We start from the raw sequence: 22,768 nt of genomic DNA on the forward strand, positions 1-22,768 counted from the left end.
GAAGTTCGGCATGCGTGTCACGATCGCTGAGGTCGCCCAACGCGCCCAGGTGTCCAAGGCGACCGTGTCACGTGTGCTGAACGGCAAGCCCGACGTGGACGCCTCCACCGCGCAGCGCGTCCGCAAGGTCATCGACGAGATCGGCTACGTGCCCAGCGCCCGTGCGGTCGGGCTGGCGCGGGGCCGCACCCGCACGGTCGGCATGCTCGCGCCGTCGCTGACCTGGCCGTGGATGGGCGAGGTGCTGCAGGGCATCGTCGACACCCTGGAGGCCGACGGCTACGGGCTGCTGCTCTACACGATCAACCGCGGGCCGGAGTCGCTGAACCAGTTCGCGAACCACGTGTCCGCCAACGCCTTCGACGGCCTGCTCGTGGTCGAGCCGCCGGACACGCTGCACTACATCTCCACGCTCTACCGGGCCGGGCTGCCCGTCGTCATGATCGACGACCGCGGCTCGCACCCGGAGTTCCCCTCGGTGACGACGACGAACCGGCAGGGAGGCGCGGATGTCGCACGGCACCTCGTCGCGGCGGGCCGCCGCAGGTTCGCCGTCGTCACCGGGCCCCCGCACTTCGGGTGCACCCAGGCGAGGCTGGACGGGTTCCGGCTCGCTTTGGCGGAAGCGGGCCTGACGCTGCACCCGGACCTCATCGTCGACGGCGACTTCACCACCGAGGGCGGCGAGGTCGCCGTCGACAAGCTCCTCGCGAGCGGCATCCCGTTCGACGCGATCTTCGCGCACAACGACCTCTCGGCGGTCGGCGTGCTGCGGGCGTTGCGCGAGGCGGGCCGGGTCGTGCCGGACGACGTGGCCGTGGTCGGCTTCGACGACGTCCCGGTCGCCGGCCACACCGAACCCCGGCTGACGACGATCCGCCAGCCCGGCCAGGAGATGGGCGCCGCCGCCGCGCGGATGCTGCTCTCCACGCTCGAAGGACAGCCGATGCCCGACCACCCGCTGGTGCTGCCGACTTCGTTGATCGTGCGCGAATCCGCGCCCTAGAAAAGCACGCGAACACAAATCCGAATACCGAACCCACCGGTCACCGCACGCGACCGGTGTCTTCGGCCTGCCTGTGAGAGAGCGCTCTCACATCATTCGTATCGGGAGAGTCCCCATGCGCAGAACAGTCATCGTCGCGCTGGCACTGGCGCTCGCGGCGGCCGGGTGTTCCTCCGGTGGCAGCACCACCAAGGCGTCCGGAGTACTGACGGTGGGCATGCCCAACGGGCCGCTGACCGAGAACCACAACCCGTTCCTGCCCACGTCGGCGGCGGGTTCGCTCGGCTACCGCTACCAGATCTACGAGCCGCTGGCGTTCGTGAACAACACGCGCCCGGCCCAGGAGCCCGTGCCGTGGCTCGCGACCAAGTGGGACTGGACCGACAACTACAAGAAGGTCTCCTTCACGCTCCGGGAGAACGTGAAGTGGTCCGACGGCAAGCCGTTCACGGCCGCCGACGTCGCCTTCTCGTTCGAGATCCTGAAGAAGTTCCCTGCGCTCAACAACCGCGACTCGCTCAAGGTCGAGACCGCGACGGCGACGCCGGACGGCAAGGTCGAGGTCACGTTCGCGACCCCGCAGTTCGTGACCCGCAACAAGGTCATCAGCGCGATGGTCGTGCCCCAGCACATCTGGAGCACGATCGCCGACCCGACGACCTACACCAACCCCGACCCCGTCGGCACCGGCCCGTACAAGCTGAAGTCGTTCACCTCGCAGACCGTCACGATCGAGCGGCGCGCCGAGTACTGGCAAGAACTGCCCAAGGTCCCGCAGATCCAGTACACCTCCTACAACGACAACACCGCGCAGACCACGGCGCTGGCCTCGGGCGCGAGCCAGTGGTCGTACGTCTTCATCCCGGACTACCAGAAGCTCTACGTCGACAAGGACCCGAAGAACCACAAGCTGTGGTTCCCTGCCGGTCTCGGCATCCACGGCCTGTGGCTGAACCACACCGTGGCGCCGTTCGACAACGCCGCGCTGCGCTCGGCGATGAGCGACGTGATCGACCGCGAGGCGATCTTCGTCCGCGGTGAGGCGCGGCTGTTCCCGAAGCTGGAGTCGCCCACCGGCATGCCGCTGCCCGCCGGTGACTCGTTCCTCGCGCCGGAGTACAAAGACGCCCGGTTCGAGATCAACGTGGACAAGGCCAAGCAGAAGCTCACGGCCGCCGGGTTCACGCTGGACGGCGGCGTGCTCAAGGCGCCCGGTGGCAAGCCGGTCACGATCGAGCTCACCAACCCGTCCGGCTGGTCGGACTACCTGACCGTGCTCGACATCATCAAGAGCGACCTGAAGAAGATCGGCATCGAGGCGACCGTCCGCACGCAGACCGCGGACGCCTGGACCACCGACTTCGCGAACGGCCAGTTCCAGGGCTCGCTGCGGTGGACGAACACCGGTGCGACGCCGTACGAGATGTACCAGAACATCATGGACGGCGCGGAGCTCAAGGCGCTGGGCCAGACCGCCGCGGTGAACTTCGGGCGCTACAACAACCCCGACGCCACGGCCGCGCTGGCCGAGTACGCGAACGCCACGGACGACGCGGCCCGTGCCAAGAGCCTGGCGACGCTGCAGAAGATCATGGTGGAGCAGGTGCCGATGATCCCGACCTCGGCCGGTCCGATCGGTGCGGAGTACAGCACGAAGAGCTGGGTCGGCTGGCCGTCCGAGGAGGACCCGTACGGTCCGCCGCAGGCCACGCTGCCCAACGCCCTGCAGATCGTCATGAAGTTGCAGCCGGCGTCATGACTCAGGAGGTCGCGCTGGAAGCACGGGGTCTGGTCAAGACCTACAAGCGCGTGCGCGCGGTGCAGGACGTTTCCCTCGTCCTGCGCCGCGGGCGCGTGACCGCCCTCGTCGGTGAGTCGGGGTCGGGCAAGTCGACGGTGGCGAAGCTGCTGGCGCGGCTGGTGGACCCCACGTCCGGCGAGATCCTGCTGGACGGCAGGCGGGTGCGGCGGGTCCGGGAATACCGGCGTTCGGTGCAGATGGTGTTCCAGGACCCGTTCGCCTCGCTCAACCCGGTCCACACCATCCGCTACCACCTCGTCCGGCCGCTGAAGATCCACAAGCGGACCGAGACGCCGGAGGAGCTGATGGAGCGGGTGCACCTGCCCGCAGACTTCCTCTCCCGGTACCCGCACGAGCTGTCGGGGGGCCAGCGCCAGCGCGTCGCCATCGCGCGGGCGCTGGCCGCCAGCCCCGAGGTGCTGCTCGCGGACGAACCGGTGTCCATGCTGGACGTCTCCATCCGGCTCGGGGTGCTGAACCTGTTGCTGGACCTCAAGGAACGGCTCAAGCTGGCCATCCTCTACATCACGCACGACATCGCGTCGGCGCGGTACTTCGCCGACGAGACGTTCGTGATGTACGGCGGGCAGCTCGTCGAGGGCGGCGACAGCGAGACGGTCACGCAGCGGCCCGCGCACCCGTACACGCAGCTGCTGATCGAGTCGGCGCCCGACCCCGACCGGGCCGTCGTCGCACTCGACGCGCCCGCCGAGGACGTCGCCGAGGTCTCCGCGGGGTGCCAGTTCGCCGCGCGCTGCCCGAAGGTGCAGGCCCGGTGCTGGACCGACGCGCCACCGCGGGTGGACGTCGACTCCCGCGGGCACTGGGCGGCCTGCTGGCTGTACGTGGAGGCGGCGGCATGACGTTCCTGCTGCGCCGTGCCGTGTTCTACCTGGTCACGCTGTGGGCGGCGATCACGGCGAACTTCCTGCTGCCGCGGCTGCTGCCCGGCGACCCGGTGCAGGCGATGATCACCAAGCTCGGCGGCCGGCTGAACAGCGACGCGATGGCCTCGCTGTACGTCCTGTTCGGGCTGGACGAGAAGAAGTCGCTGTGGGAGCAGTACGTCGACTACTGGGGCGCGCTGCTGCGCGGTGACCTCGGGCTGTCGTTCACGTTCTTCCCCACGCCGGTGGCCGACGTGCTGTCGCAGTCGCTGCCGTGGACGCTCGGGCTGGTCGGCGTCACCACGGTCATCGCGTTCGTGCTCGGGACCCTGGCGGGGGTGTACGCGGGCTGGAAGCGCGGGTCGTGGCTCGACTCGCTGATCCCGGTGACGACGTTCCTGTCATCCATCCCGTACTTCTGGCTCGGGCTGATCGCGATCTCGGTGTTCTCGGTGACGTTCCCGCTGCTGCCCGCCTCCGGCGGCTACGCGGCGGGGCTCGTGCCGGAGTGGTCGTGGGAGTTCGTCGGCAGCGTGCTGGAGCACGCCGTGCTGCCCGGCATCACGATCGTCGTGTCGTCGGTCGCCGGCTGGGTCCTGGGGATGCGCAACATGATGGTCACCGTGTCGGCCGAGGACTACGTCCTGGTCGCGCGGGCCAAGGGGCTGTCGCAGCGGCGGATCATGTTCGCCTACGCGGCGCGCAACGCCGTCCTGCCGTCGATCTCGGGCTTCGCGCTGTCGCTCGGGTTCATCGTCGGCGGCGCGCTGCTGGTCGAGATGGTGTTCTCCTACCCGGGACTCGGCTACGTGCTGTTCCAGGGCATCGGTGCGAAGGACTACCCGTTGATGCAGGGCGTGTTCCTGGTGATCACCCTGGCGGTGCTGGTGGCGAACCTGCTGGCGGACGTCGGCTACCTGCTGCTGGACCCGCGCACCCGGCGGGAGGGCTGAGCCGAGATGAACTTCAAGACCCGCCTGGGACTGGGCATCCTCGCGTTCTTCGCCGTGATCGCCGTGGTCGGCGAGTGGATCGCGCCGTACGACCCGTCGGAGATGGGCAACGACCTGCTGTCGCCGCCGTCGGCCGCGCACTGGTTCGGCACGACGATGACCGGGCAGGACATCTTCTCGCAGGTGCTCGTCGGCACCCGCGGCGTGATGGTCGTCGGGCTCGTCTGCGGTGTGCTCGCGACGATCCTGTCCATCGTGGTCGGTGTGACCGCCGGGTTCCTCGGTGGCGCCGCCGACGAGGCGTTGTCCATGCTGTCCAACGTCTTCCTGGTGATCCCGGCGCTGCCGCTGATCATCATCGTGGCGTCGATGCTGCCGTCGGCGGACACCGTGCTGATCGCGGCGGTGATCTCGCTGACCGCGTGGGCGTGGGGTGCGCGGGTGCTGCGGGCGCAGACGATGTCGTTGCGCCGCAGGGACTTCGTGGAAGCCGCCCGCGCGTCCGGTGAGCGGACCTGGCGGATCATCGTGTTCGAGGTCCTGCCGAACCTCACGGCCGTCATCGCCTCCGGCTTCGTCGGCACCGTGATCTTCGCCGTGATGCTGCAGATCACGCTGTCGTTCGTCGGCGTCGTCTCGCTGTCGACCTGGAACTGGGGCACGGTCCTGTTCTGGGCGCAGTCGAACCAGGCGCTCGGCCTGGGCGCGTGGTGGTGGTTCGTCCCCGCCGGCCTGTGCATCGCACTGCTCGGCACGGCGCTGGCACTCATCAACTTCGGGATCGACGAGTACGCGAATCCCCGCCTGCGGAAGGTGCGCGCATGAGCCCGGTCCTGGAGATCCGCGACCTCTCGGTCGACTACGGCTCGTTGCGGGCCGTGCACGACGTCTCGCTGACCCTGAACGCCGGTGAGGTGCTGGGCCTCGCCGGCGAGTCGGGGTCCGGCAAGTCGACCCTGGCCTACGCCGCGACCCGGCTGCTGCAACCACCCGGCCGGGTGCCGTCGGGCGAGGTGTGGTTCAAGGGCCACGACCTGCTGGCGCTCACCGACCGGCAGCTGCGGGAGCTGCGCTGGAACGAGATCGCGATCGTGTTCCAGGGCGCCATGAACGCACTGAACCCGGTCATCTCGGTCGGCGCGCAGCTCGACGACGTGCTGCGCACGCACCGGCCCTCGATGGACCGGTCCGCGCGGACCGCTCGCGGCCGTGAGCTCCTGTCGCTCGTGGGCATCCCCGCCGACCGGCTGACCGCCTATCCGCACCAGCTCTCCGGTGGCATGCGCCAGCGCGTGATGATCGCGATGGCGCTCGCGCTGGAACCCGAGGTCGTCATCATGGACGAGCCGACGACCGCGCTGGACGTGGTGGTGCAGCGGCAGATCCTCGGCCAGATGATGCGGCTGCGCGAGACGCTGGGCTTCTCGATCATCTTCATCACGCACGACATCTCGCTGCTCGTCGAGTTCTCCGACCGCATCGCGATCATGTACGGCGGCCGCGTGGTCGAGGAGGCACCGGCGGCGGAGATCTACCGCGCCGCACGCCACCCGTACTCGCAGGGCCTGCTCGGCTCGTTCCCGGCCCTGCGCGGTCCGCGCCGCGAGCTGCGCGGCATCCCCGGCTCCCCGCCGGACCTCAGGTCGATGCCGTCCGGCTGCCCGTTCCACCCGCGCTGCCCGTCCGCGCTCGACGTGTGCAGCGCCGAGATGCCGCGGCTGACCGCCGTGGACGAGCGCCGCCGCGTGGCGTGCTGGTTGGAGGAGGTCCATGTCTGAGCTCGCCGGTCTGCCCGCCGACTTCTACTGGGGCGTCGCGACGTCCGCGTACCAGATCGAGGGCGCGCACGACGAGGACGGCCGTACACCGTCCATTTGGGACACATATTGCCGCCGGCCCGGCGCTGTCGTGAACGGCGAGAACGGTGACGTGGCGTGCGACCACTACTACCGCATGCCCGCCGACGTGGCGATGATCGCCTCGCTCGGCGTCGACCGGTACCGCTTCTCGGTGTCGTGGCCGCGCGTGCAGCCGGGCGGTCGCGGCCCGGTGAACCCCGCGGGGATGGACTTCTACTCGCGCCTGGTGGACACGTTGCTGGAGGCGGGCGTCGCACCGTGGCTGACGCTCTACCACTGGGACCTGCCGCAGGAGCTGGAGGACGCGGGCGGGTGGCCGGAACGCGACACCGCCCACCGCTTCGCCGAGTACGCGGAGCTGGTGCACGACGCACTGGGCGACCGCGTCTCCACGTGGACGACCCTGAACGAGCCGTGGTGCTCGGCGATGCTCGGCTACGACGTGGGCCGGCACGCACCCGGTCGCACGGACTTCGCCGACGCGATGCGCGCCGTGCACCACCTGCTGCTGGGCCACGGCCTCGCGGCGCGGTCGTTGCGCTCGCGCGGCGTGACCGACCTCGGCATCACGCTGAACCTGGGCGTCTCCACCCCGGCCTCCGCCGACCCGCGCGACGTGGACGCCGCCCGCCGCGCCGACGGCCTGGGCACCCGCATCTACCTGGACCCGCTGGTGCACGGGCGGTATCCCGAGGACGTGCTGGCCGACATCGCCGCCCGCGGCGCCGCGCTGCCCGTGCACGAGGGCGACCTGGAGGTCATCTCGACGCCGCTGGACGTGGTCGGCGTGAACTACTACTCGTCGCATGTCGTGAAGGCGACCGACGACCCCGCCGCACCCGAGGTGGTGCCGACCGGGCGGCCGGTGACGCACATGGGCTGGGAGATCGTGCCGGAGCGGTTCACCGAGCTGCTCCTGCGGCTGCACCGCGACTACGGGGTGCCGATGGCGATCACCGAGAACGGCGCGGCGTTCGAGGACTCCGCCGACCCGTCCGGGTTCGTCGACGACGCCGACCGGGTCGAGTACTTCCGCACGCACGTCGCCGCCGTCGCCGAGGCGGTCAGGGGCGGGGCGGACGTGCGCGGCTACTTCGCGTGGTCGCTGATGGACAACTTCGAGTGGGCCTACGGGTACGAAAAGCGGTTCGGGATCGTGCGGGTCGACTACGAGACCCAGGAGCGGACGCTCAAGCAGAGCGCGCTGTGGTTCCGGGACCTGATCGCGGAGCTCCGGGCGGTGCAGATCACGTCCGAAAGCACTAGCTAAGGCGTGCCTTAGTTAGGTTAGGGTCACTTTGCGTGCGAGAACCGCGACGCACAGGGATCCGGCCACGGGAGGACCGCGCGATGGAACCGGTGACAGACCTGGCCGGGATCGGCTTCGGGCCGTCCAACCTCGCGCTCGCCATCGCGGTGCAGGAGCACGAGCGGCCGGTGCTGGCGCGGTTCTTCGAGAAGCAGGCGGCGTTCGGGTGGCACCGGGGCATGCTGCTCGACGACGCGACGATGCAGGTGTCGTTCCTCAAGGACCTGGTGACGCTGCGGAACCCGACGAGCGGGTTCAGCTTCCTGTGCTACCTCCGGGAACGCGGGCGGCTGGTCGACTTCGTCAACCACAAGAACCTCTTCCCGCTGCGCAAGGAGTTCCACGACTACTTCGAGTGGGCGGCGGAACGGGTCGCGCACCAGGTGTCGTACGGCAGCGAGGTCACCGACGTCCGACCGTGCGCCGAGGGGTTCGAGCTCGTCGCGAAAGGCCAGGTCACGCGCACGCGCAACCTCGTGCTCGCGACCGGGCTGGAGGTGAACCTGCCGGAGGGGGTCGAGGCGGGGGAGCGGATCTGGCACAACCGCGACCTGCTGCACCGGGTCGGTGAGCTGGAGGACCCGCGGCGCGTCGTCGTGGTCGGGGCGGGGCAGAGCGCGGCGGAGACCGTGGCGTTCTTCCACGACCGGTTCCCCGGTGCCGAGGTGCACGGGGTGTTCGCGCGGTACGGGTACAGCCCGGCGGACGACAGCCCGTTCGCCAACCGGATCTTCGACCCCGCGGCGGTGGACGACTTCTACCGCGCGCCGGAGGGCGTGAAGAAGAAGCTGATGGGCTACCACGCCAACACCAACTACGGCGTCGTGGACCAGGACCTGATCGAGGAGCTGTACCGGCGGGTGTACCGGGAGAAGGTGCTGGGCCGCCAGAGGCTGGTGCTGCACAACACCTCGCGGCTCACGGACGTGACCGCGGACGGCCGGTGCGTGATCGAGTCGCTGGCCGACGGCGCGCGTGTGCCGGTCGACGCCGACGTGATCGTCTACGCGACCGGGTACCGGCCGGCGGACCCCGTGCGGGTGCTGGGGGAGCTCGGCGAGCGGGACGAGCTCGGGCGGTTGAAGGTCACCAGGGACTACCGGGTGGTCACCGACGCCGGCGTCACGGGCGGGATCTACCTGCAGGGCGGCACCGAGCACACGCACGGCATCACGTCGTCGCTGCTGTCCAACACCGCGGTGCGGGCGGGGGAGATCCTCGACTCGATCCTGCGGCGGACGCAGGCCGTGCCCGCGGTCGGGCAGGACGCTGTGGCGAAGGTGGCCGCGCCCGTGAGTTAGGGTTACCTAACTCGTCAGTGGAACCGGAGAGGACCAACGCCATGACCAACCCGTTCGAGGACCCGCAGGGCCGATTCTTCGTGCTGGTGAACGAGGAGCAGCAGCACTCGCTGTGGCCGGTGTTCGCGGAGGTGCCCGCCGGGTGGACGAAGGTCTTCGGCGAGGAGAGCTGCGAGGCGTGCCTGGCCTACGTCGAGGAGAACTGGACCGACATGCGCCCCCTCTCAATCCGCTAGCCCCTCTCCCCCTCCTGCTCTTCCGGTATCTGCAAGTACCACCAACACCTGATCAAATCGCCGCTGACTACCACCAACATGTTCGCCGCTCGCCGAACCAGGGCTGGGGTTCGCGGGCGGCTGGAAGCGCTGTTGGTAGTAGAAAAGTGCCTGTTGATGTTGAGCTGGTGGTACTTGCAGATGCTTGTGGAGGCGGGGCGCCCGGCTGTCGCGCCCGCGGTGATCGACATGAAGGCCACCACCCCAGTCATGAGTCGGACCGGGTGACCGGCGTGCCTCGGCGGTGCTATGGTTCATTACATGAGTAACGAACCAGGGAAGTAGTCGTGTTCGACGACCGGAGTCCGATCTACCGGCAGATCGCCGACCGGATCAAGGCGGACGTGGTCAGCGGGGCGCTGAAGGCGGACGAGCAGGTCATGTCGACCAACCAGTACGCCGCCTACTACCGGATCAACCCGGCCACCGCGGCCAAGGCGTTCCAGCAGCTCGTGGACGAGAAGGTGCTCTACAAGAAGAGGGGGATCGGGATGTTCGTGAGCACGCGGGCTCGCGACATGCTGCGGGCACAGGGCAGGGAGACCTTCTTCGGCGAGGTGGTCGACCCGATGGTCGCCGAGGCGCGCGCCATCGGCATTCCGCTCGCCGACGTCATCCGGCGCGTCGAGCAGCACGACAGGGGGGAAGTGTGATGCAGGTCGACGTGCGGGGTTTAACGGTCCGCTACGGCACCATCACCGCTGTGGACGACATGAGCTTCTCGTTGTCCGGTAACAAGATCTACGGTCTGCTCGGGCGCAACGGCTCCGGCAAGACCAGCCTGATGTCCGCTCTCGCCGGCTACCGCAGGCCCGTCGGCTCGGTGCTGCTCGACGGTGCGCCGGTCTTCGAGAACGCGCGGGCGATGCGGAACGTCTGCCTGGTCCGGCACACGACCGACGCCGCCGACAAGGGCGACAAGGTCGTCCACGCGCTGGAGTACGGCAAGGCGTGGCGCGAGACGTGGGACGACACCTATGCCCGCGAGCTCGTCGAGCTCTTCGGGCTGCCGCTCAAGACCAAGGTCGGCGAGCTGTCGCTGGGGCAGCGGTCCGCGCTCGGCGTCACGATCGGGCTCGCCAGCCGCTCACCGCTGACGATGCTCGACGAGTCGCACCTCGGCATGGACACGCCGACCCGGTACGCCTTCTACGACGCGCTGCTGCAGGACTTCATGCGGCACCCGCGCACCATCGTCATCTCCACGTACCTCATCGAGGAGCTGGCCTCCCTGCTGGAGGAGGTCCTGATCATCGACAACGGCCGGCTCGTGCTCCAGGAGGAGGCCGACGTCCTGCGCTCGCGCGGCACCGAGGTCACCGGGACCGCCGACGACGTCGACGCGTTCACCGCAGGGCTCACCGTGCTGAGCGAGAAGTCGCTGGGGCGCACCAAGTCGGTCATGGTCTACGGCACGCTCGACGACGCGCAGCTCGTCCACGCCCGCCGGCTGGGGCTGGAGCTAGGGCCGATCGCGTTGCAGGACCTGTTCGTGCACCTCACCGAACCGGTCGGGGGGCTGCGGTGAGGGTCTTCCGCCACCTGGCCACGTCGCTCGCCGGGTTCAGCGCGCTCGTCGCGGCCGGGGTGTTCGTCTTCACCGTCGCCCTCACGTTCGCCGTGTCGCTCTTCAAGGACGTCGTGATCAGCGGGTGGTCGGTGGCCGCCGGTCAGGTCGGGCCCTGGTTCGTGCTCTTCGTCGGCGTCCACGTGATCCACAACGTGCTGCCCGTCGCGGTCGCGCACGGCCGCACCCGCCGGGAGCTGCTGGGCGCCGCGACCGGGTTCAGCGTGGTGTTCGCGGCCGCGATGGCCGCGGTCGCGTGGCTCGGGTTCGCCGTCGAGGGCGGCGTCTACGCGCTGATGGACTGGACCGCGGGGGACCGCGGGCTGCCGCACGCCTACTTCCTGATGTACCTCGTGTGGTGCGCGGTCGGCATGCTCCTCGCCGCGGCGTTCGACACGTCCGGACTGGCGGGCCTCGTCGCACTGCCGTTCGGCATCGCCTTCGCGGTCATGGCCAAGGTGCGGATACCCGGCTCCGGCGAGCTCCCGTTCCTGCGCAACGAGATGAGCCTGCTCGGCGCCGGCTGGCACGTCGCGTCCGCGGTCGCGTGGCTGCTGGCGGTCGCGGCGACGTGGCTGATCGCCAAGAACATGCCGGTCAGGTCCAAGAGCGCGTGAGCGGTCAGCCGCTCGCCCGCACGACGAGCGAAGGCGCGAACACCACCGACGTGACGGGCGTGGCGGGGTTCGCGATCTGCCGCAGCAGCTGACGGGCCATCTCCTGCGCCATGTCGGCGATCGGCTGGCGGACGGTCGTGAGCTCCGGCTCGCACGTCAGCGCCGCGCTGCTGTCGTCGAACCCCACCACCGCCACGTCACCGGGCACCGTGCGGCCGTGGCGGTGCAGGACCGCGATCGCACCGGTCGCGATCAGGTCGGAGCCGGCGAACACGCCGTCGACGTCGGGGCAGCGGGCGAGCAGCTCCTCGGTCGAGGCGATCCCGGACTCCCTGGTGAAGTCACCGTGCACCACGACCGCGTCCGGCACGACGTCGAGGAAGCCGCGCACGCGGTCCCGGCCCGTGGGCATGTCCTGCGGGCCGGTGATCGTGGCGATGCGCCGGCAGCCGAGCGCCAGCAGCCGTTCGCCGGCCAGCGCACCGCCCGCCGCCTGGTCCACGTCGACGTAGGTGATCGGCATCGGCTGCCACGGCCGCCCGGCCAGCACGACCGGCAACCCGGCCGCGATCAGCTGACCGGGCACCGGGTCCGCCGGGTCGGTGTGCACGAGGACCACCCCGTCCAACCGGCCGCAGCGCAGGTCGCTCACCGCCTGCTCGCGCGTCCCCGGCCCGGTCATCATGAGCACCAGGTGGATGCCCAGCGGCCGCACCACGCGGGTCACGCCGCTCACGACGCTCGCCAGGTGCGGGTCGCCGAGCATCCGGTGCTCGTCGGGCAGCACCAGCCCGATCGCGTCGGCCCGCCGCGTCACCAGCGAGCGCGCCGCGATGTTCGGCAGGTACCCGGTGCTGGAGATGGCGCGCTGCACCGCGTGCCGCAGCGCCTCGTCGACCGTGCCGAGGCCGTTCACGACCCTCGACGCGGTGGCGCGCGACACCCCGGCGACGCGCGCCACCTCCTCCAGCGTCACGCGTTTCACCTGGCGGCCAGCTCCGCCGTGCGGTGGCGTTCCATCAGCTCGACGATCTCCACCGTCGGCGGGTGCTTCAGGTCCACGCGCGCGTTCTCCAGTACCTTCAACGACTCCGTCAGGTGCGCGCGCACGAACTGGTCACGCGCCTGCGGGTCGGTCGCCGCCAGCTGGATCTCCGCGTCGGTCGGCATGCCCGGCATGTCGTGCCCGACGTGGTTGTTCACGTACGGCACGTCCAGCACCGCGCGCAACCGTTCCAGCTCCTCACGGCGGTGCGCCACCATCTCGGCCGGGCCGCCGTTCTCCAGCAGCTTCAGCACCTGTTCGTTGGTCCCGATCGAGAGCTCCACGAACGCGCGTTCGGTCTGCCCGAACGCGCCCTGCGCTTCCGAGCTCACCGGGGTGTCGGGGGTGGGGAGAGGTGCCTGCTGGCAGCCCGCGAGGAGGCCGGCCAGCAGGCAGAGGATCACCCGTGGTTTCCGTTGTGGTCGCATTTGATCACCACGTTGATGCAGTTGCGGACACGGCGTTCCATCTCGGCACGCGGCCAGACGTTGAAGAAGTCGCCGTGCATGGTCTGTCCGGTGCCCGAGGCCAGTCGCAGGCCCGAGGTGGTGCCGTTCACCGGGTAGCGCAGCACCATCCGCAGCTTCGGCACCGGCACCGGGTGCGAGGACGGGCAGCCGCCCGCGACGGGGTACGACAGGTGCGACTTGTGGTCGGACGAGTCGAGGTCGCGGCCGTTCCAGCACTGCGGGAAGTCCAGGTAGGTCTCCAGCATCGTGCCGGACGGGCATTCGACGAAGTTCTTGGACGGGTTCACGTGCCCGGCGTGCAGGCACGACCACCGCGCGTTGCTGTCGCCGTCGCCGGTGGCCTTCGCGTTGCCCGCGACGACCTTCAGCCCGTAGGGCATCGGCTGGATCGCCGCCGGGTTGTTCACGCCCTCGCCGAGGTAGTAGAAGGTGACGCCGGTCGGTGCGATCGCGGTGTTGTCGCGGTAGAGCGTCGGCACCCAGTAGGAGGAGATGTCCGCCGCCGGGTTGCAGTTGCCCGTCGAGCCCTCCAGCGACTGCTGGGTGGTGCGGGCGTTGGTCGAGCGGTTGCCGAAGAAGTCGTGCGAGTGGGAGGCACCGGGCAGGTTCGGCAGGACGATCGGGTCGTCCGGGAGCCGGTGGCTGATCGGGCACTCCGCGAGGAACTCGGCGACGCGCACCGGTGCTCCCTGCGCCGCGCCGGGGACGCTCAGCACCCCGGCGGCCAGTGCGAGGATCGTGGCCAGGTGGAACAAAGGCTTCCTCATTGAAGCTTTCCTCTCCGCAGCAGGATTGGGAGAGCGCTCTCACGCCGTTCGAGCATGGCGCAGGTCGCAAACGGGCGTCAATCCGCAAGAAACGTTCAGAAGTCCCGGTTTTCTTGACACCACGCACCCGTGCCCTGACTCTCGGTGCTGAACTCCTGTCGCAGAGAGCGCTCTCTCACGCCTCGTCGCCCGTTCATCGGCTTCAGGAGCACCCATGTCAGGAAGGCCCCACCGCACGAGACTGCCCCTGCTCGTCGCCGCGGCGCTGGTCGCGGCCACGATCACGCCGGCGCAGGCCGCCGGCCCGTTGCTCTCCCAGAACCGTCCCGTCACCGCCTCCAGCAGCGAGAACGCCGCGTTCAGCGCGACGGCCGCCGTCGACGGCGACCCCGGCACCCGCTGGTCCAGCCAGTTCAGCGACCCGCAGTGGATCCAGGTCGACCTCGGCTCCCCGGCGAAGGTCGACCAGGTCGTGCTGGCCTGGGAGGCCGCGAGCGCCAGGGCGTACACGCTCAGCATCTCCGCCGACGGCAACTCGTGGCAGGAGCTGCGCCGCACCACCGCCGGGCCCGGCGGCACGGAGACGCTCGCGGTCTCCGGCACCGGCCGGTACGTGCGGCTCGACCTCACCCAGCGCGCCACGCAGTACGGCTACTCGCTGTGGGAGTTCCAGGTGTTCGGCACCCGCGACTCCGGCAGCGCGGAAACCCTGCTGTCGTATGGCAAGACCGGGTCCGCCTCGACGTTCCAGGACGACCCGAACTGCGGTGGCTGCACCCCGGCCAAGGCGTTCGACCGCGACCCCGCCACCCGGTGGGCGACCAGCGCGACCACCGGCTGGGTCGACCCCGGCTGGATCTCCGTCGACCTCGGCGCCACGGCCCGGATCTCCAAGGTCGTGCTGCAGTGGGACCCGGCGTTCGCGACCGCGTACCGGATCGAGGTGTCCGACGACAACGCGACCTGGCGGCAGCTCTACTCGACCACGACCGGCCGCGGGTTCAAGGAGACGCTGACCGTCAGCGGCACCGGCCGGTACGTGCGGATGTACGGCACGGCCCGGTCGAACGGCTACGGCTACTCGCTGTGGGAGTTCCAGGTCTACGGCACCGGCGGCAACCCGACGCCCGCGCCACCGCTGCCGCCGAACCCGTCGTTCCCCGGCCGGCTCGTCTGGTCCGACGAGTTCAACGCCCCCGCTGGCACCGCGCCGGACGCCTCGAAGTGGCAGCCGGAGACCGGTCCCGGGGTGAACAACGAGCTGCAGTACTACACGAACAACAACAACGCCCGCCACGACGGCAACGGCAACCTGGTGCTGCAGGCCCGCCGCGAGGTCACGCCGGGCAGCGCCTGCCCGGTCGACCCGGTCAGCGGCAGCACGACCTGCCAGTACACCTCCGCGCGCCTCAACACCTACGGCAAGTTCACGTTCACCTACGGCCGGGTCGAGGCGCGGATCAAGGTGTCGTCCACGCAGGGGTTGTGGCCCGCGTTCTGGATGCTGGGCGCTGACTTCTTCGACCAGCGCCGGCCGTGGCCCTACACCGGCGAGATCGACATCATGGAGCACGTCGGCAAGGAGCCGAACCGGGTCTACTCGACGCTGCACGCCCCGGCGTACTTCGGCGCGGGCGGGTACGGCTCCCCGCTCGACCTCGGCCAGCCCGCGGCGGCGGCGTTCCGCACGTTCGCCGTCGAGTGGGACTCCAGCCACATGACGTTCAGCGTGGACGGCAACCGGTTCTTCACCGTCGACCGCAACGTCCTGGAGACCACCCGCGGGCCGTGGGTGTACGACCACCCGTTCTTCCTGATCATCAACAACGCCGTGGGCGGCGACTGGCCCGGCCCGCCGGGGGCCGGGACGCAGCTGCCGCAGGACATGGTGCTCGACTACGTCAGGGTGTACCAGTGATCGTCGTGCGAGCGGGTGGCGAGACGTCGAACGCCTCGTCGACCGCCTCGACCTCGATCTGCGCGGTCTCGCCGTTCGTGAGCGGGATCGCGGGCACGAAGTACGCGTCGTTCGGCGTGCCACCGAGGAAGAGCCGTTCGGGACCGGCTTTGTAGACCCGGTACTGCCGGACCCGGCCGGGGGAGCGGGTCCAGGTGAGCCGTGCCGACACCGTGGCGGCGTCGGTGCGGCTCACCAGCTCCACCCGCGGGTTCGCCGGTGCGGCGGGTGCGGTCATGGCCGGGTCGGTGACGCCGATGCGGCCGACGAGGGCGGTCACCGGGCCGCCGGGCAGCACCCGCAGCGCGATCTCGGTGAGCGTCGCACCGGCGTGCTCACCGAGCGGGAACACGCTGCGCCGCCACCCGCCGCTGACGCCGCCGAGGTCGAGCACCCGCTCGGTGGTCCCGATCCGCAGCACGGCCTGCAACCGCGACGGACCGGTGCCGGTGCGGTGCACGACCTCGAACTGGCTGCTGCCGGTGAGCGGGAGCGCCGTCGCGAACAGCCGCACGTCGTTGGCGGACGCGGGTGTGCCGGTGATCTTCAGCGCGGTGCCGCCGTCGTACGGGTCGTCCCAGTCCAGCGAGGGCACGACCTTCGTGCCGCTGCCGGTGACGCTCCACCGCCAGGTCGGCAGCACGTCCTGCAACGCCAGGTTGTTCCACTGCTGCGTCGAACGGACCGTGCCGCCGACGGCGAACTTGCGGCCGTGCCCGGTGTTGAAGTTCGTGACGAACGGCAGGGAGGTGATCGGCGTCAGCTCGGTGATGTGGTGGGCGACGCCCTTCCACGCCGCGTTTGTCGTCGTGTTGGCCGGGTCGCCGTTCGGACCGACCCAGAACCTGTTGTCCCGCGCGTAGAAGTCGGCGGGACCGGTCGCGGACTTGAACGTCCACTCCGGACGGTAGAAGCCGAGCGAGGTGGTGTGCGGCCCGCCCTCGGGGAAGATCGAGGCCCAGGCGACGCTGGTGTTGTAGCCGTTCGACTCGACGTCCACACCGGACGCCAGGTCGTACGGGCTGCGACCCATCTGCCGGGCGAGGTTCGCCGAGTTCTGCAAGCCCTGCGCGCTCCACCAGAAGTTCAGGAACATCTCGTCGGAGGGGGCGAAGAACATCCGGTTGCGCGCGGTCAGCGCGTTCTGCCAGGAGACGCTGCCGGTGTCGGTCATCGCGTCGTACCAGATGATCCGCAGGCCGCTCCTCTTCAGGTAGACGATGAAGTCGCGCATGTCGGCGGCCAGCTGGGCGTTGCCGCCGGCGGTCTCCTGGTTGAGGAACCAGCCGTCGAAACCGTGGTGGCGGGCCACCTGGACCATCTTGTCCGCCACCGGGAACCGGTCGCCCTCGCGCCGGACGAGGTCGCGCACCCACTGCAGCTGACCGCCGTACGCGGTGGGCGGCAGGAACACGTTGCCGATCACCTTCACGCCGTTGCGGTGCGCGGCGTCGGTGACGGTCGGGTTCGGCGCGAGGATCAGGCCCTCGGAGGCGCTGCCGCCCCAGAACACCAGCTCGTCGACGTACTGCCAGTAGTTGGTGGCGTAGTAGTTCATGTCGAGCGCGCCCTGGGCGGGGTTGCCGCTCGTCGGCGCGTACGCGACCAGCGCCTGCACCCGCGCCTCGTTCGCGCGGGCGTGCGGGTTGGCCGGCCGGGCGGGCACGACGCGCCGGGCGAGGGGGACCGAGCTGCGGTTGTACCGCGCGTCCCGGTCCGTCGCCGGATCCCAGTCGAGGATCGTGGCGAGGTGCCAGTAGGACGCGTACGGCTGGGCGACATCGGCCAGCGCGGAAGCGGGGGCGTCGGGCAGCAGACCTGTTAGCGCTGCCGTTGAGCTCAGTACGAGGAACTGTCTCCTGGTGGGCACGCGCTCACCCTTGTGCGGCATCTGATTCGTCGCATACCGCCTCTACGGTGACCTGATCGGACGACAATTCCCTGCTCAGCTGCGCTCGGTAACCATCCGACCGGACGAATCGGACGAGCCTACCGAGCGGTAGCGTTGGGGACGCCGTTTTGGTTCCCCTGCAACCAATTGAGGTGTATTCGTCGTGCGCATCAAAGTCGTTGTCGCGGCACTCGTCCTGGCCTTCGCCCCCACCGCCACCGCCACCGCGGTCGCCAACCCCCACGAACGCGGTCCGGCACCCACGGCCGCGTCGGTCGAGGCGTCGCGCGGCACCTTCGCCGTCACCCAGACCACCATCGCCCGCCAGCCGGACTTCGGCGGCGGCACCGTCTACACCCCCACCAGCGACCTCAAGTTCGGCGCTGTCGCCGTCTCACCCGGCTTCACCGCCACCCAGACGTCGGTCGCGCACTTCGGTCCCCGGCTCGCGTCCTTCGGGTTCGTGGTGGTCACCATCAACACCCTGTCCGGCTTCGACGACCCCGACAGCCGCGGCCGCCAGCTGCTCGCGGCACTGGACTACGCCGTCCGCACCAACCCCCGCGTCGACGCCTCGCGCCTGGCCGTGATGGGTCACTCGATGGGCGGCGGCGGCGCACTGCGCGCCTCGGTCTCCCGGCCCGCCCTGCAGGCCTCCATCCCGCTGGCCGCTTGGCACACCACGAAGAACTGGTCGGCCGTCGGCGTCCCGACCCTCGTGCTCGGCGGTCAGAGCGACCCGACCGCACCCAACTCGCAGCACTCGCTGCCGTTCTACACCTCGATGACCGCCGCACCGGACAAGGCGTTCCTCGAACTGCGCGGCGGCGACCACTCCGACCCGCGCAGCGACAACGTGACCGTCCGCAAGTTCACGCTGTCGTGGCTCAAGCGGTTCGTCGACGACGACCTGCGCTACGACCAGTTCCTGTGCCCGGCCCCCGCGCCGAACACCGCCATCAGCGCGTACCGCGACACCTGCCCGCACTCCTGACCCCGGTGGGCAAGGCGTCTGCAAGTACTACCGACACGGTGGTCGGCAGTACTTGCAGACGCCAGAACAAGGATCACTCGTAGGCGATGGCGTCCAGGACGTTGAGCCGTGCGGCGCGGATGGCCGGCAGGATCGCCGCGACCACGCCGACGAACGCGGCCACCACCAGGTACTGGACCATCGTGGCCCACGGGAAACCGAGCTCGGAGATGCCCTGGTCCTTCAGCGCCTGCACGGTCGCGACGCCCAGCGCGAGGCCGACCGCGAGACCGAGGACCGCGCCGAAGACGGAGATCACCACCGACTCGACGGTGATCATCCGCATCACCTGCGAGCGCCGCATGCCGATGGCGCGCAGCAGACCGAGCTCGCGGGTCCGTTCGATCACCGACAGCGCCAGGGTGTTGATGACGCCCAGCACCGCGATGAGGATCGCGAGCGCCAGCAGGATCTGGATCATCAGCAGGACCGTGTCGAACTGCGAGGTCGTCTGCTTCACGAACGCGCTGCGGTCCTGCACGGTGATCTCGGGGTTGTCGGCGAACAGCGGCTCGACCCGCTTCTGCACGTCCGCCGCACTGGTGCCGGGGTTCACCTGCACGAACGCCTGGGCGACCCGGTCGGAGCGGAAGTTCTTGCCCGCCGACTCCGGCAGCACCAGCGCACCCTGCAGCACCTGGGACTTGGCCCAGATGAACCCGACCGTGAAGGTCTGCGGCTGCGCGGCCCTGGCCAGCTGCAGCGACACCGTGCTGCCGACCGTCCAGCCCTTCTCGGCCGCCATCTCCTCGGGCAGCGCGAGCTGGTCGTCCTTCAGCGGCGCGATCTCACCGGACTTCGGCTTCAGCGCGAACATCGTCGCCAGCGCGGGCACGTCGTTGACGCCGACCGCGAACAGCTGGCTGTCGCCCTGGAGCACACCGTCCTGCGACCAGCCGACGGCCGACTTCACGCCCTCGGTCCGTTCGACCTCCGACAGCACGTCCCGCGGGAACGTCGCCGGCTGGCCCTCCGCCTGGCCCTCACCGGAGATGATCAGGTCGGTCTGCAGCTGACCGGAGGCCAGCTTCTCGATCGACTTGGTCGCCGACGTCAGCACCACGCTCACGCCGGTGATCAGCGAGATGCCCACCATCAGCGCGGCGGCGGTGATGGCGGTGCGGCGCGGGTTGCGGGCGGAGTTGCGCCGGCCCAGCAGGCCGGGCATCGACCACGACAGCAGCCGGCCGATCAGCGACACCATCGGCCGCGACAGGATCGGCGTCAGCAGCGCCACGCCCACGAACGCCACCAGGATGCCGCCGAAGATCAACGGCAACGACGCCTGCCGGAAGCCGAAGGCCAGTGCCGTGCCACCGGCGGCCGCGACCAGCGCGCCGGTGATGGTGATCTTCGTCAGCGGCCGGTCCGGCGTGGCCGCCTCGCGCATGGCCGCGACCGGTGCGATCCGCGACGCCCGCAGCGCAGGCAGGACCGCCGCGACCACGGTGACGACGATGCCGACCGCGAACGACGAGATCACCGCGGACGCCGGCACCCCGATGCCCGCGAGCTGCAGGTTCGTGCCGCCCACCGAGCTGAAGATCGTCGCCAGCAGCGCCCCGACGCCGACCCCTGCCCCGAGGCCGGCGATCGACGCGATGAGGCCGATCACGAACGCCTCCAGCACCACCGAGCCGATGACCTGGCCGCGGGAGGCGCCCATCGACCGCAGCAGCGCGAGCTCCCGCGTGCGCTGGGCGACGATGATGGAGAACGTGTTGAGGATGATGAAGATGCCGACGAACAACGCGATGCCGGCGAACCCGAGCAGCACGTAGTTGAAGAACTTCAGGCCCTCGTTGATCTGGTCGGCCTGCTCCTTCGCGAGCGTCGCACCGGTCTTCACGTCGTAGCCGGAGCCGAGCTTCGCGGCCACGGCGTCGCGCAGCGCGTCGTCGGACGTGCCGGCCGCGGCGGTCACGGTGACCGAGGAGTACGCGTCCTGCTTGCCCAGCAACAGCCGCTGCGCCACGGGTTCGGTGAACGCCACGGACAGCTCGCCGCCCAGCGACTCGCGACCACCGGCGTACTCGTAGACACCGGCGATCTTGAAGGTCTTCTTCGGCTCCAGCGTGAGCAGCCCGATCTCGTCGCCGACCTTGAAGCCACCGGTCGAGGCGAGGTAGGCGTTGACGACGACCTCGTCGTCGGCCGCGGGAGCCTTGCCGTCGCGGATCTTCTCCTGACCGGTGCCGGTCCAGTTGGTGCCGAACCGCGGTGCGCCGGAGGTCGTGATGACCTTGCCGTTCTTGCCGATCGGCCGCGCGGACCCCTGCACCTCGCCGACCGCGGACGCCACGCCCGGCACCGCCTTCACGTCGGCGATCGCCTGCGGCGTGAGCGGCTGGGGCTCCTTGCCCTTCTCCTGCTTCGGCGACACCGAGACGTCCACGTTGGCGAACGCCGACGAGAACAGGTCGGTGAACGACCGCTGCAGCGTGTCGGTCAGCACGAACGACCCGGACACGAACATCACGCCCAGCACCACCGCGAGCGCGGACAGCACCAGCCGGAGCTTGCGCGACAGCAAGCTCTTGATAGTGGCCTTAAGCATGTGGCACCACGACACCGTCGAGGTGCTTCATCGTCTCCAGGACCTCGTCGGCCGAGGGCGCCAGCAGCTCGCGGACGATGTGGCCGTCCTTGAGGAAGATGACGCGGTCTGCGTACGACGCGGCGTTCGGGTCGTGCGTGACCATCACGATCGTCTGCCCGAACTCGCGGGCGGACCGCTGCAGGAACGCGAGCACCTCGGCACCGGACTGCGAGTCCAGGTTGCCGGTCGGCTCGTCCGCGAACACGACCTCGGGCCGCGACACCAGGGCACGCGCGCAGGCCACGCGCTGCTGCTGGCCACCCGACAGCTGCGTCGGGCGGTGCGAGAGCCGGTCGCGCAGGCCGACGGTGTCGATGACGACGTCGAACCACTCCCGGTCGACCTTCTTGCCGCCGATGGCGAGCGGCAGCGTGATGTTCTCCTCGGCGGTCAGCGTCGGCAGCAGGTTGAACTGCTGGAAGATGAACCCGACCTGGTCGCGCCGCAGCTCGGTGAGCCCCCGGTCCTTCAGGCCGGTGACCTTGGTGTCACCGATCCACACCTCGCCGCGGGTCACGTCGTCCAGCCCCGCCAGGCAGTGCATCAGGGTCGACTTGCCCGACCCCGACGGTCCCATGATCGCGGTGAACCGCGACCGCTCCAGCTCGACGCTCACCCCCGCGAGCGCGGTCACGGCGGCGTCGCCGGACCCGTATTCCTTCCACACGTCGACGGCTCTCGCCGCGACTCCATCGGACGTGCTCACTGTCTGTCCCCTCCTGTGGGATTTCTTGCGCACCATCTTCGACGACGCGGCGTACCGGAGGGTCAGGTCTTCCCCTGAGATCAACCCTGAACCAGTGTGCCCCCACACCTCAGCACCGGCATGCTGAGAGAGCTCTCAGCCCCGGCGGGTGCGCGTCATCGCGTGGTCGCGAGGGGAACGGTATTCCACAGGCGGCACAGTGTCTTCCGCCTTCGGATGACTAGGCGGTCAACTTCCGTCGCATGGGGACGGTGGGTTCCATCCGCCACGAAACCAGTTCCACCCGCAGGCCTTCGCGCAGCGCGTTCGCGGCGAGCCAGTGGTCCACGTCGCCGAGGTAGGCGCTCGCGGGCCGCGGCCAGCGGTCCAGCCACCGCCCGAACGCGGCGTTGAGCGCGATCGGTCCGCCCGGCGGGCGCACGCCCAGCACGAGCACGGGGTCCTCCCCGGTGACGAACCCGGTGGCGGTCTCGTGCACGCCACCGAAGAGGACCCGGTCCGCGCCCACCTCACGGGCCTTGTCCGCCACCGCGAAGAACGCCGACCCGCGCCCGGAGGCCCGCACCACCAGCTGGTGCGCGCCGAAGTCGGTGTCGAGGAACTCGTCGGCGCACGTGCCGTCATCGGCCAGCACCAGCACGTTCGTGCCGCCGGGGAGTGCCCCGACCTGGTCCGGGTGCGTGATGCCGATGACGGTGATGCCCACGGGACAGATCCTGACCGGC

21 protein-coding genes are annotated in these 22,768 nt (G+C 69.9%); 14 read left to right on the forward strand and 7 right to left on the reverse strand.

Going from position 1 to position 22,768, the window contains the following annotated elements; genetic code table 11:
* The first annotated feature begins 10 nt into the window (after window positions 1-10).
* The 12 genes from AB0A63_RS26690 (at window position 11) to AB0A63_RS26745 (ending at window position 11,575) form a co-directional block, all read left to right on the forward strand.
* Entirely contained in the window at window positions 11-1,006 is a 996-nt protein-coding gene (locus AB0A63_RS26690) for a LacI family DNA-binding transcriptional regulator (RefSeq protein WP_360396193.1), read from the forward strand.
* A 115-nt stretch (window positions 1,007-1,121) separates the two neighbouring features.
* Entirely contained in the window at window positions 1,122-2,765 is a 1,644-nt protein-coding gene (locus tag AB0A63_RS26695) for an ABC transporter substrate-binding protein (protein WP_360396195.1), read from the forward strand.
* A complete protein-coding gene (locus tag AB0A63_RS26700; RefSeq protein WP_360396196.1) occupies window positions 2,762-3,670 on the forward strand; it encodes an ABC transporter ATP-binding protein in 909 nt (302 codons plus the stop codon). The genes AB0A63_RS26695 and AB0A63_RS26700 overlap by 4 nt, the downstream gene beginning before the upstream one ends.
* Window positions 3,667-4,647 carry an ABC transporter permease gene (locus AB0A63_RS26705; protein ID WP_360396197.1) on the forward strand — a complete coding sequence of 327 codons (981 nt, stop codon included), beginning with the start codon at window positions 3,667-3,669 and terminating at the stop codon, window positions 4,645-4,647. Before AB0A63_RS26700 ends, AB0A63_RS26705 begins: the two co-directional genes overlap by 4 nt.
* A 6-nt stretch (window positions 4,648-4,653) precedes the next feature.
* The gene (locus AB0A63_RS26710) at window positions 4,654-5,472 is read left to right on the forward strand and encodes an ABC transporter permease (RefSeq protein WP_360396198.1); all 819 of its coding nucleotides are present in this window, start codon (window positions 4,654-4,656) and stop codon (window positions 5,470-5,472) included.
* Window positions 5,469-6,425, forward strand: coding sequence for an ABC transporter ATP-binding protein (locus AB0A63_RS26715; RefSeq protein WP_360396200.1), 957 nt, complete (start codon window positions 5,469-5,471; stop codon window positions 6,423-6,425). Before AB0A63_RS26710 ends, AB0A63_RS26715 begins: the two co-directional genes overlap by 4 nt.
* Window positions 6,418-7,776 carry a GH1 family beta-glucosidase gene (locus AB0A63_RS26720; RefSeq protein WP_360396202.1) on the forward strand — a complete coding sequence of 453 codons (1,359 nt, stop codon included), beginning with the start codon at window positions 6,418-6,420 and terminating at the stop codon, window positions 7,774-7,776. The genes AB0A63_RS26715 and AB0A63_RS26720 overlap by 8 nt, the downstream gene beginning before the upstream one ends.
* 80 nt (window positions 7,777-7,856) lie before the next feature.
* A complete protein-coding gene (locus AB0A63_RS26725) occupies window positions 7,857-9,116 on the forward strand; it encodes a SidA/IucD/PvdA family monooxygenase (protein WP_360396204.1) in 1,260 nt (419 codons plus the stop codon).
* A 41-nt stretch (window positions 9,117-9,157) separates the two neighbouring features.
* Entirely contained in the window at window positions 9,158-9,352 is a 195-nt protein-coding gene (locus tag AB0A63_RS26730; protein WP_360396206.1) for an MbtH family protein, read from the forward strand.
* Window positions 9,353-9,678: 326 nt separating this feature from the next.
* Window positions 9,679-10,044, forward strand: a complete 366-nt coding sequence (locus tag AB0A63_RS26735) for a GntR family transcriptional regulator (RefSeq protein ID WP_360396207.1) — start codon at window positions 9,679-9,681, stop codon at window positions 10,042-10,044.
* Window positions 10,044-10,919, forward strand: coding sequence for an ABC transporter ATP-binding protein (locus AB0A63_RS26740; RefSeq protein WP_360396208.1), 876 nt, complete (start codon window positions 10,044-10,046; stop codon window positions 10,917-10,919). Before AB0A63_RS26735 ends, AB0A63_RS26740 begins: the two co-directional genes overlap by 1 nt.
* Window positions 10,916-11,575 carry a hypothetical protein gene (locus AB0A63_RS26745; RefSeq protein WP_360396210.1) on the forward strand — a complete coding sequence of 220 codons (660 nt, stop codon included), beginning with the start codon at window positions 10,916-10,918 and terminating at the stop codon, window positions 11,573-11,575. Before AB0A63_RS26740 ends, AB0A63_RS26745 begins: the two co-directional genes overlap by 4 nt.
* Window positions 11,576-11,579: 4 nt before the next feature.
* On the opposite strand, the gene AB0A63_RS26750 is transcribed toward AB0A63_RS26745, so the two are convergent.
* Genes AB0A63_RS26750 through AB0A63_RS26760 form a run of 3 tightly spaced genes read right to left on the reverse strand, consistent with a single transcriptional unit; the run spans window position 11,580 to window position 13,857 of the window.
* Complete coding sequence (locus AB0A63_RS26750; RefSeq protein ID WP_360396212.1) at window positions 11,580-12,551, reverse strand: LacI family DNA-binding transcriptional regulator; 972 nt, start codon at window positions 12,549-12,551, stop codon at window positions 11,580-11,582.
* 5 nt (window positions 12,552-12,556) lie between these two features.
* A complete protein-coding gene (locus tag AB0A63_RS26755) occupies window positions 12,557-13,024 on the reverse strand; it encodes a hypothetical protein (RefSeq protein WP_360396213.1) in 468 nt (155 codons plus the stop codon).
* Window positions 13,021-13,857 (reverse strand): DUF1996 domain-containing protein, encoded by an 837-nt coding sequence (locus tag AB0A63_RS26760; RefSeq protein ID WP_360396215.1) that lies wholly within the window; start codon window positions 13,855-13,857, stop codon window positions 13,021-13,023. The genes AB0A63_RS26755 and AB0A63_RS26760 overlap by 4 nt, the downstream gene beginning before the upstream one ends.
* A 214-nt stretch (window positions 13,858-14,071) precedes the next feature.
* On the opposite strand from AB0A63_RS26760, the gene AB0A63_RS26765 reads away from it, so the two are divergent.
* Window positions 14,072-15,775, forward strand: a complete 1,704-nt coding sequence (locus AB0A63_RS26765; protein WP_360396217.1) for a discoidin domain-containing protein — start codon at window positions 14,072-14,074, stop codon at window positions 15,773-15,775.
* Here AB0A63_RS26765 and AB0A63_RS26770 read toward each other — a convergent pair.
* Window positions 15,759-17,684, reverse strand: coding sequence for a hypothetical protein (locus AB0A63_RS26770; protein ID WP_360396219.1), 1,926 nt, complete (start codon window positions 17,682-17,684; stop codon window positions 15,759-15,761). The genes AB0A63_RS26765 and AB0A63_RS26770 overlap by 17 nt on opposite strands.
* 184 nt (window positions 17,685-17,868) lie before the next feature.
* Between AB0A63_RS26770 and AB0A63_RS26775 the strand changes: the two genes are divergently transcribed.
* Window positions 17,869-18,699, forward strand: coding sequence for an alpha/beta hydrolase (locus AB0A63_RS26775; protein WP_360396221.1), 831 nt, complete (start codon window positions 17,869-17,871; stop codon window positions 18,697-18,699).
* A 73-nt stretch (window positions 18,700-18,772) separates the two neighbouring features.
* Here the strand turns inward: AB0A63_RS26775 and AB0A63_RS26780 are convergent, their stop codons facing one another.
* The 3 genes from AB0A63_RS26780 to AB0A63_RS26790 all read right to left on the reverse strand — a co-directional run bounded on the left by AB0A63_RS26780 (window position 18,773) and on the right by AB0A63_RS26790 (window position 22,749).
* Window positions 18,773-21,295, reverse strand: a complete 2,523-nt coding sequence (locus tag AB0A63_RS26780; protein WP_360396223.1) for an FtsX-like permease family protein — start codon at window positions 21,293-21,295, stop codon at window positions 18,773-18,775.
* Window positions 21,288-22,079 carry an ABC transporter ATP-binding protein gene (locus AB0A63_RS26785; RefSeq protein ID WP_360396486.1) on the reverse strand — a complete coding sequence of 264 codons (792 nt, stop codon included), beginning with the start codon at window positions 22,077-22,079 and terminating at the stop codon, window positions 21,288-21,290. The genes AB0A63_RS26780 and AB0A63_RS26785 overlap by 8 nt, the downstream gene beginning before the upstream one ends.
* Window positions 22,080-22,263: 184 nt before the next feature.
* Window positions 22,264-22,749 (reverse strand): hypothetical protein, encoded by a 486-nt coding sequence (locus AB0A63_RS26790; RefSeq protein WP_360396224.1) that lies wholly within the window; start codon window positions 22,747-22,749, stop codon window positions 22,264-22,266.
* Window positions 22,750-22,768 lie beyond the last annotated feature (19 nt).

The sequence above is a fragment of the Lentzea sp. NPDC042327 genome (genome assembly GCF_040647275.1).
Classification (GTDB): Bacteria; Actinomycetota; Actinomycetes; order Mycobacteriales; family Pseudonocardiaceae; genus Lentzea.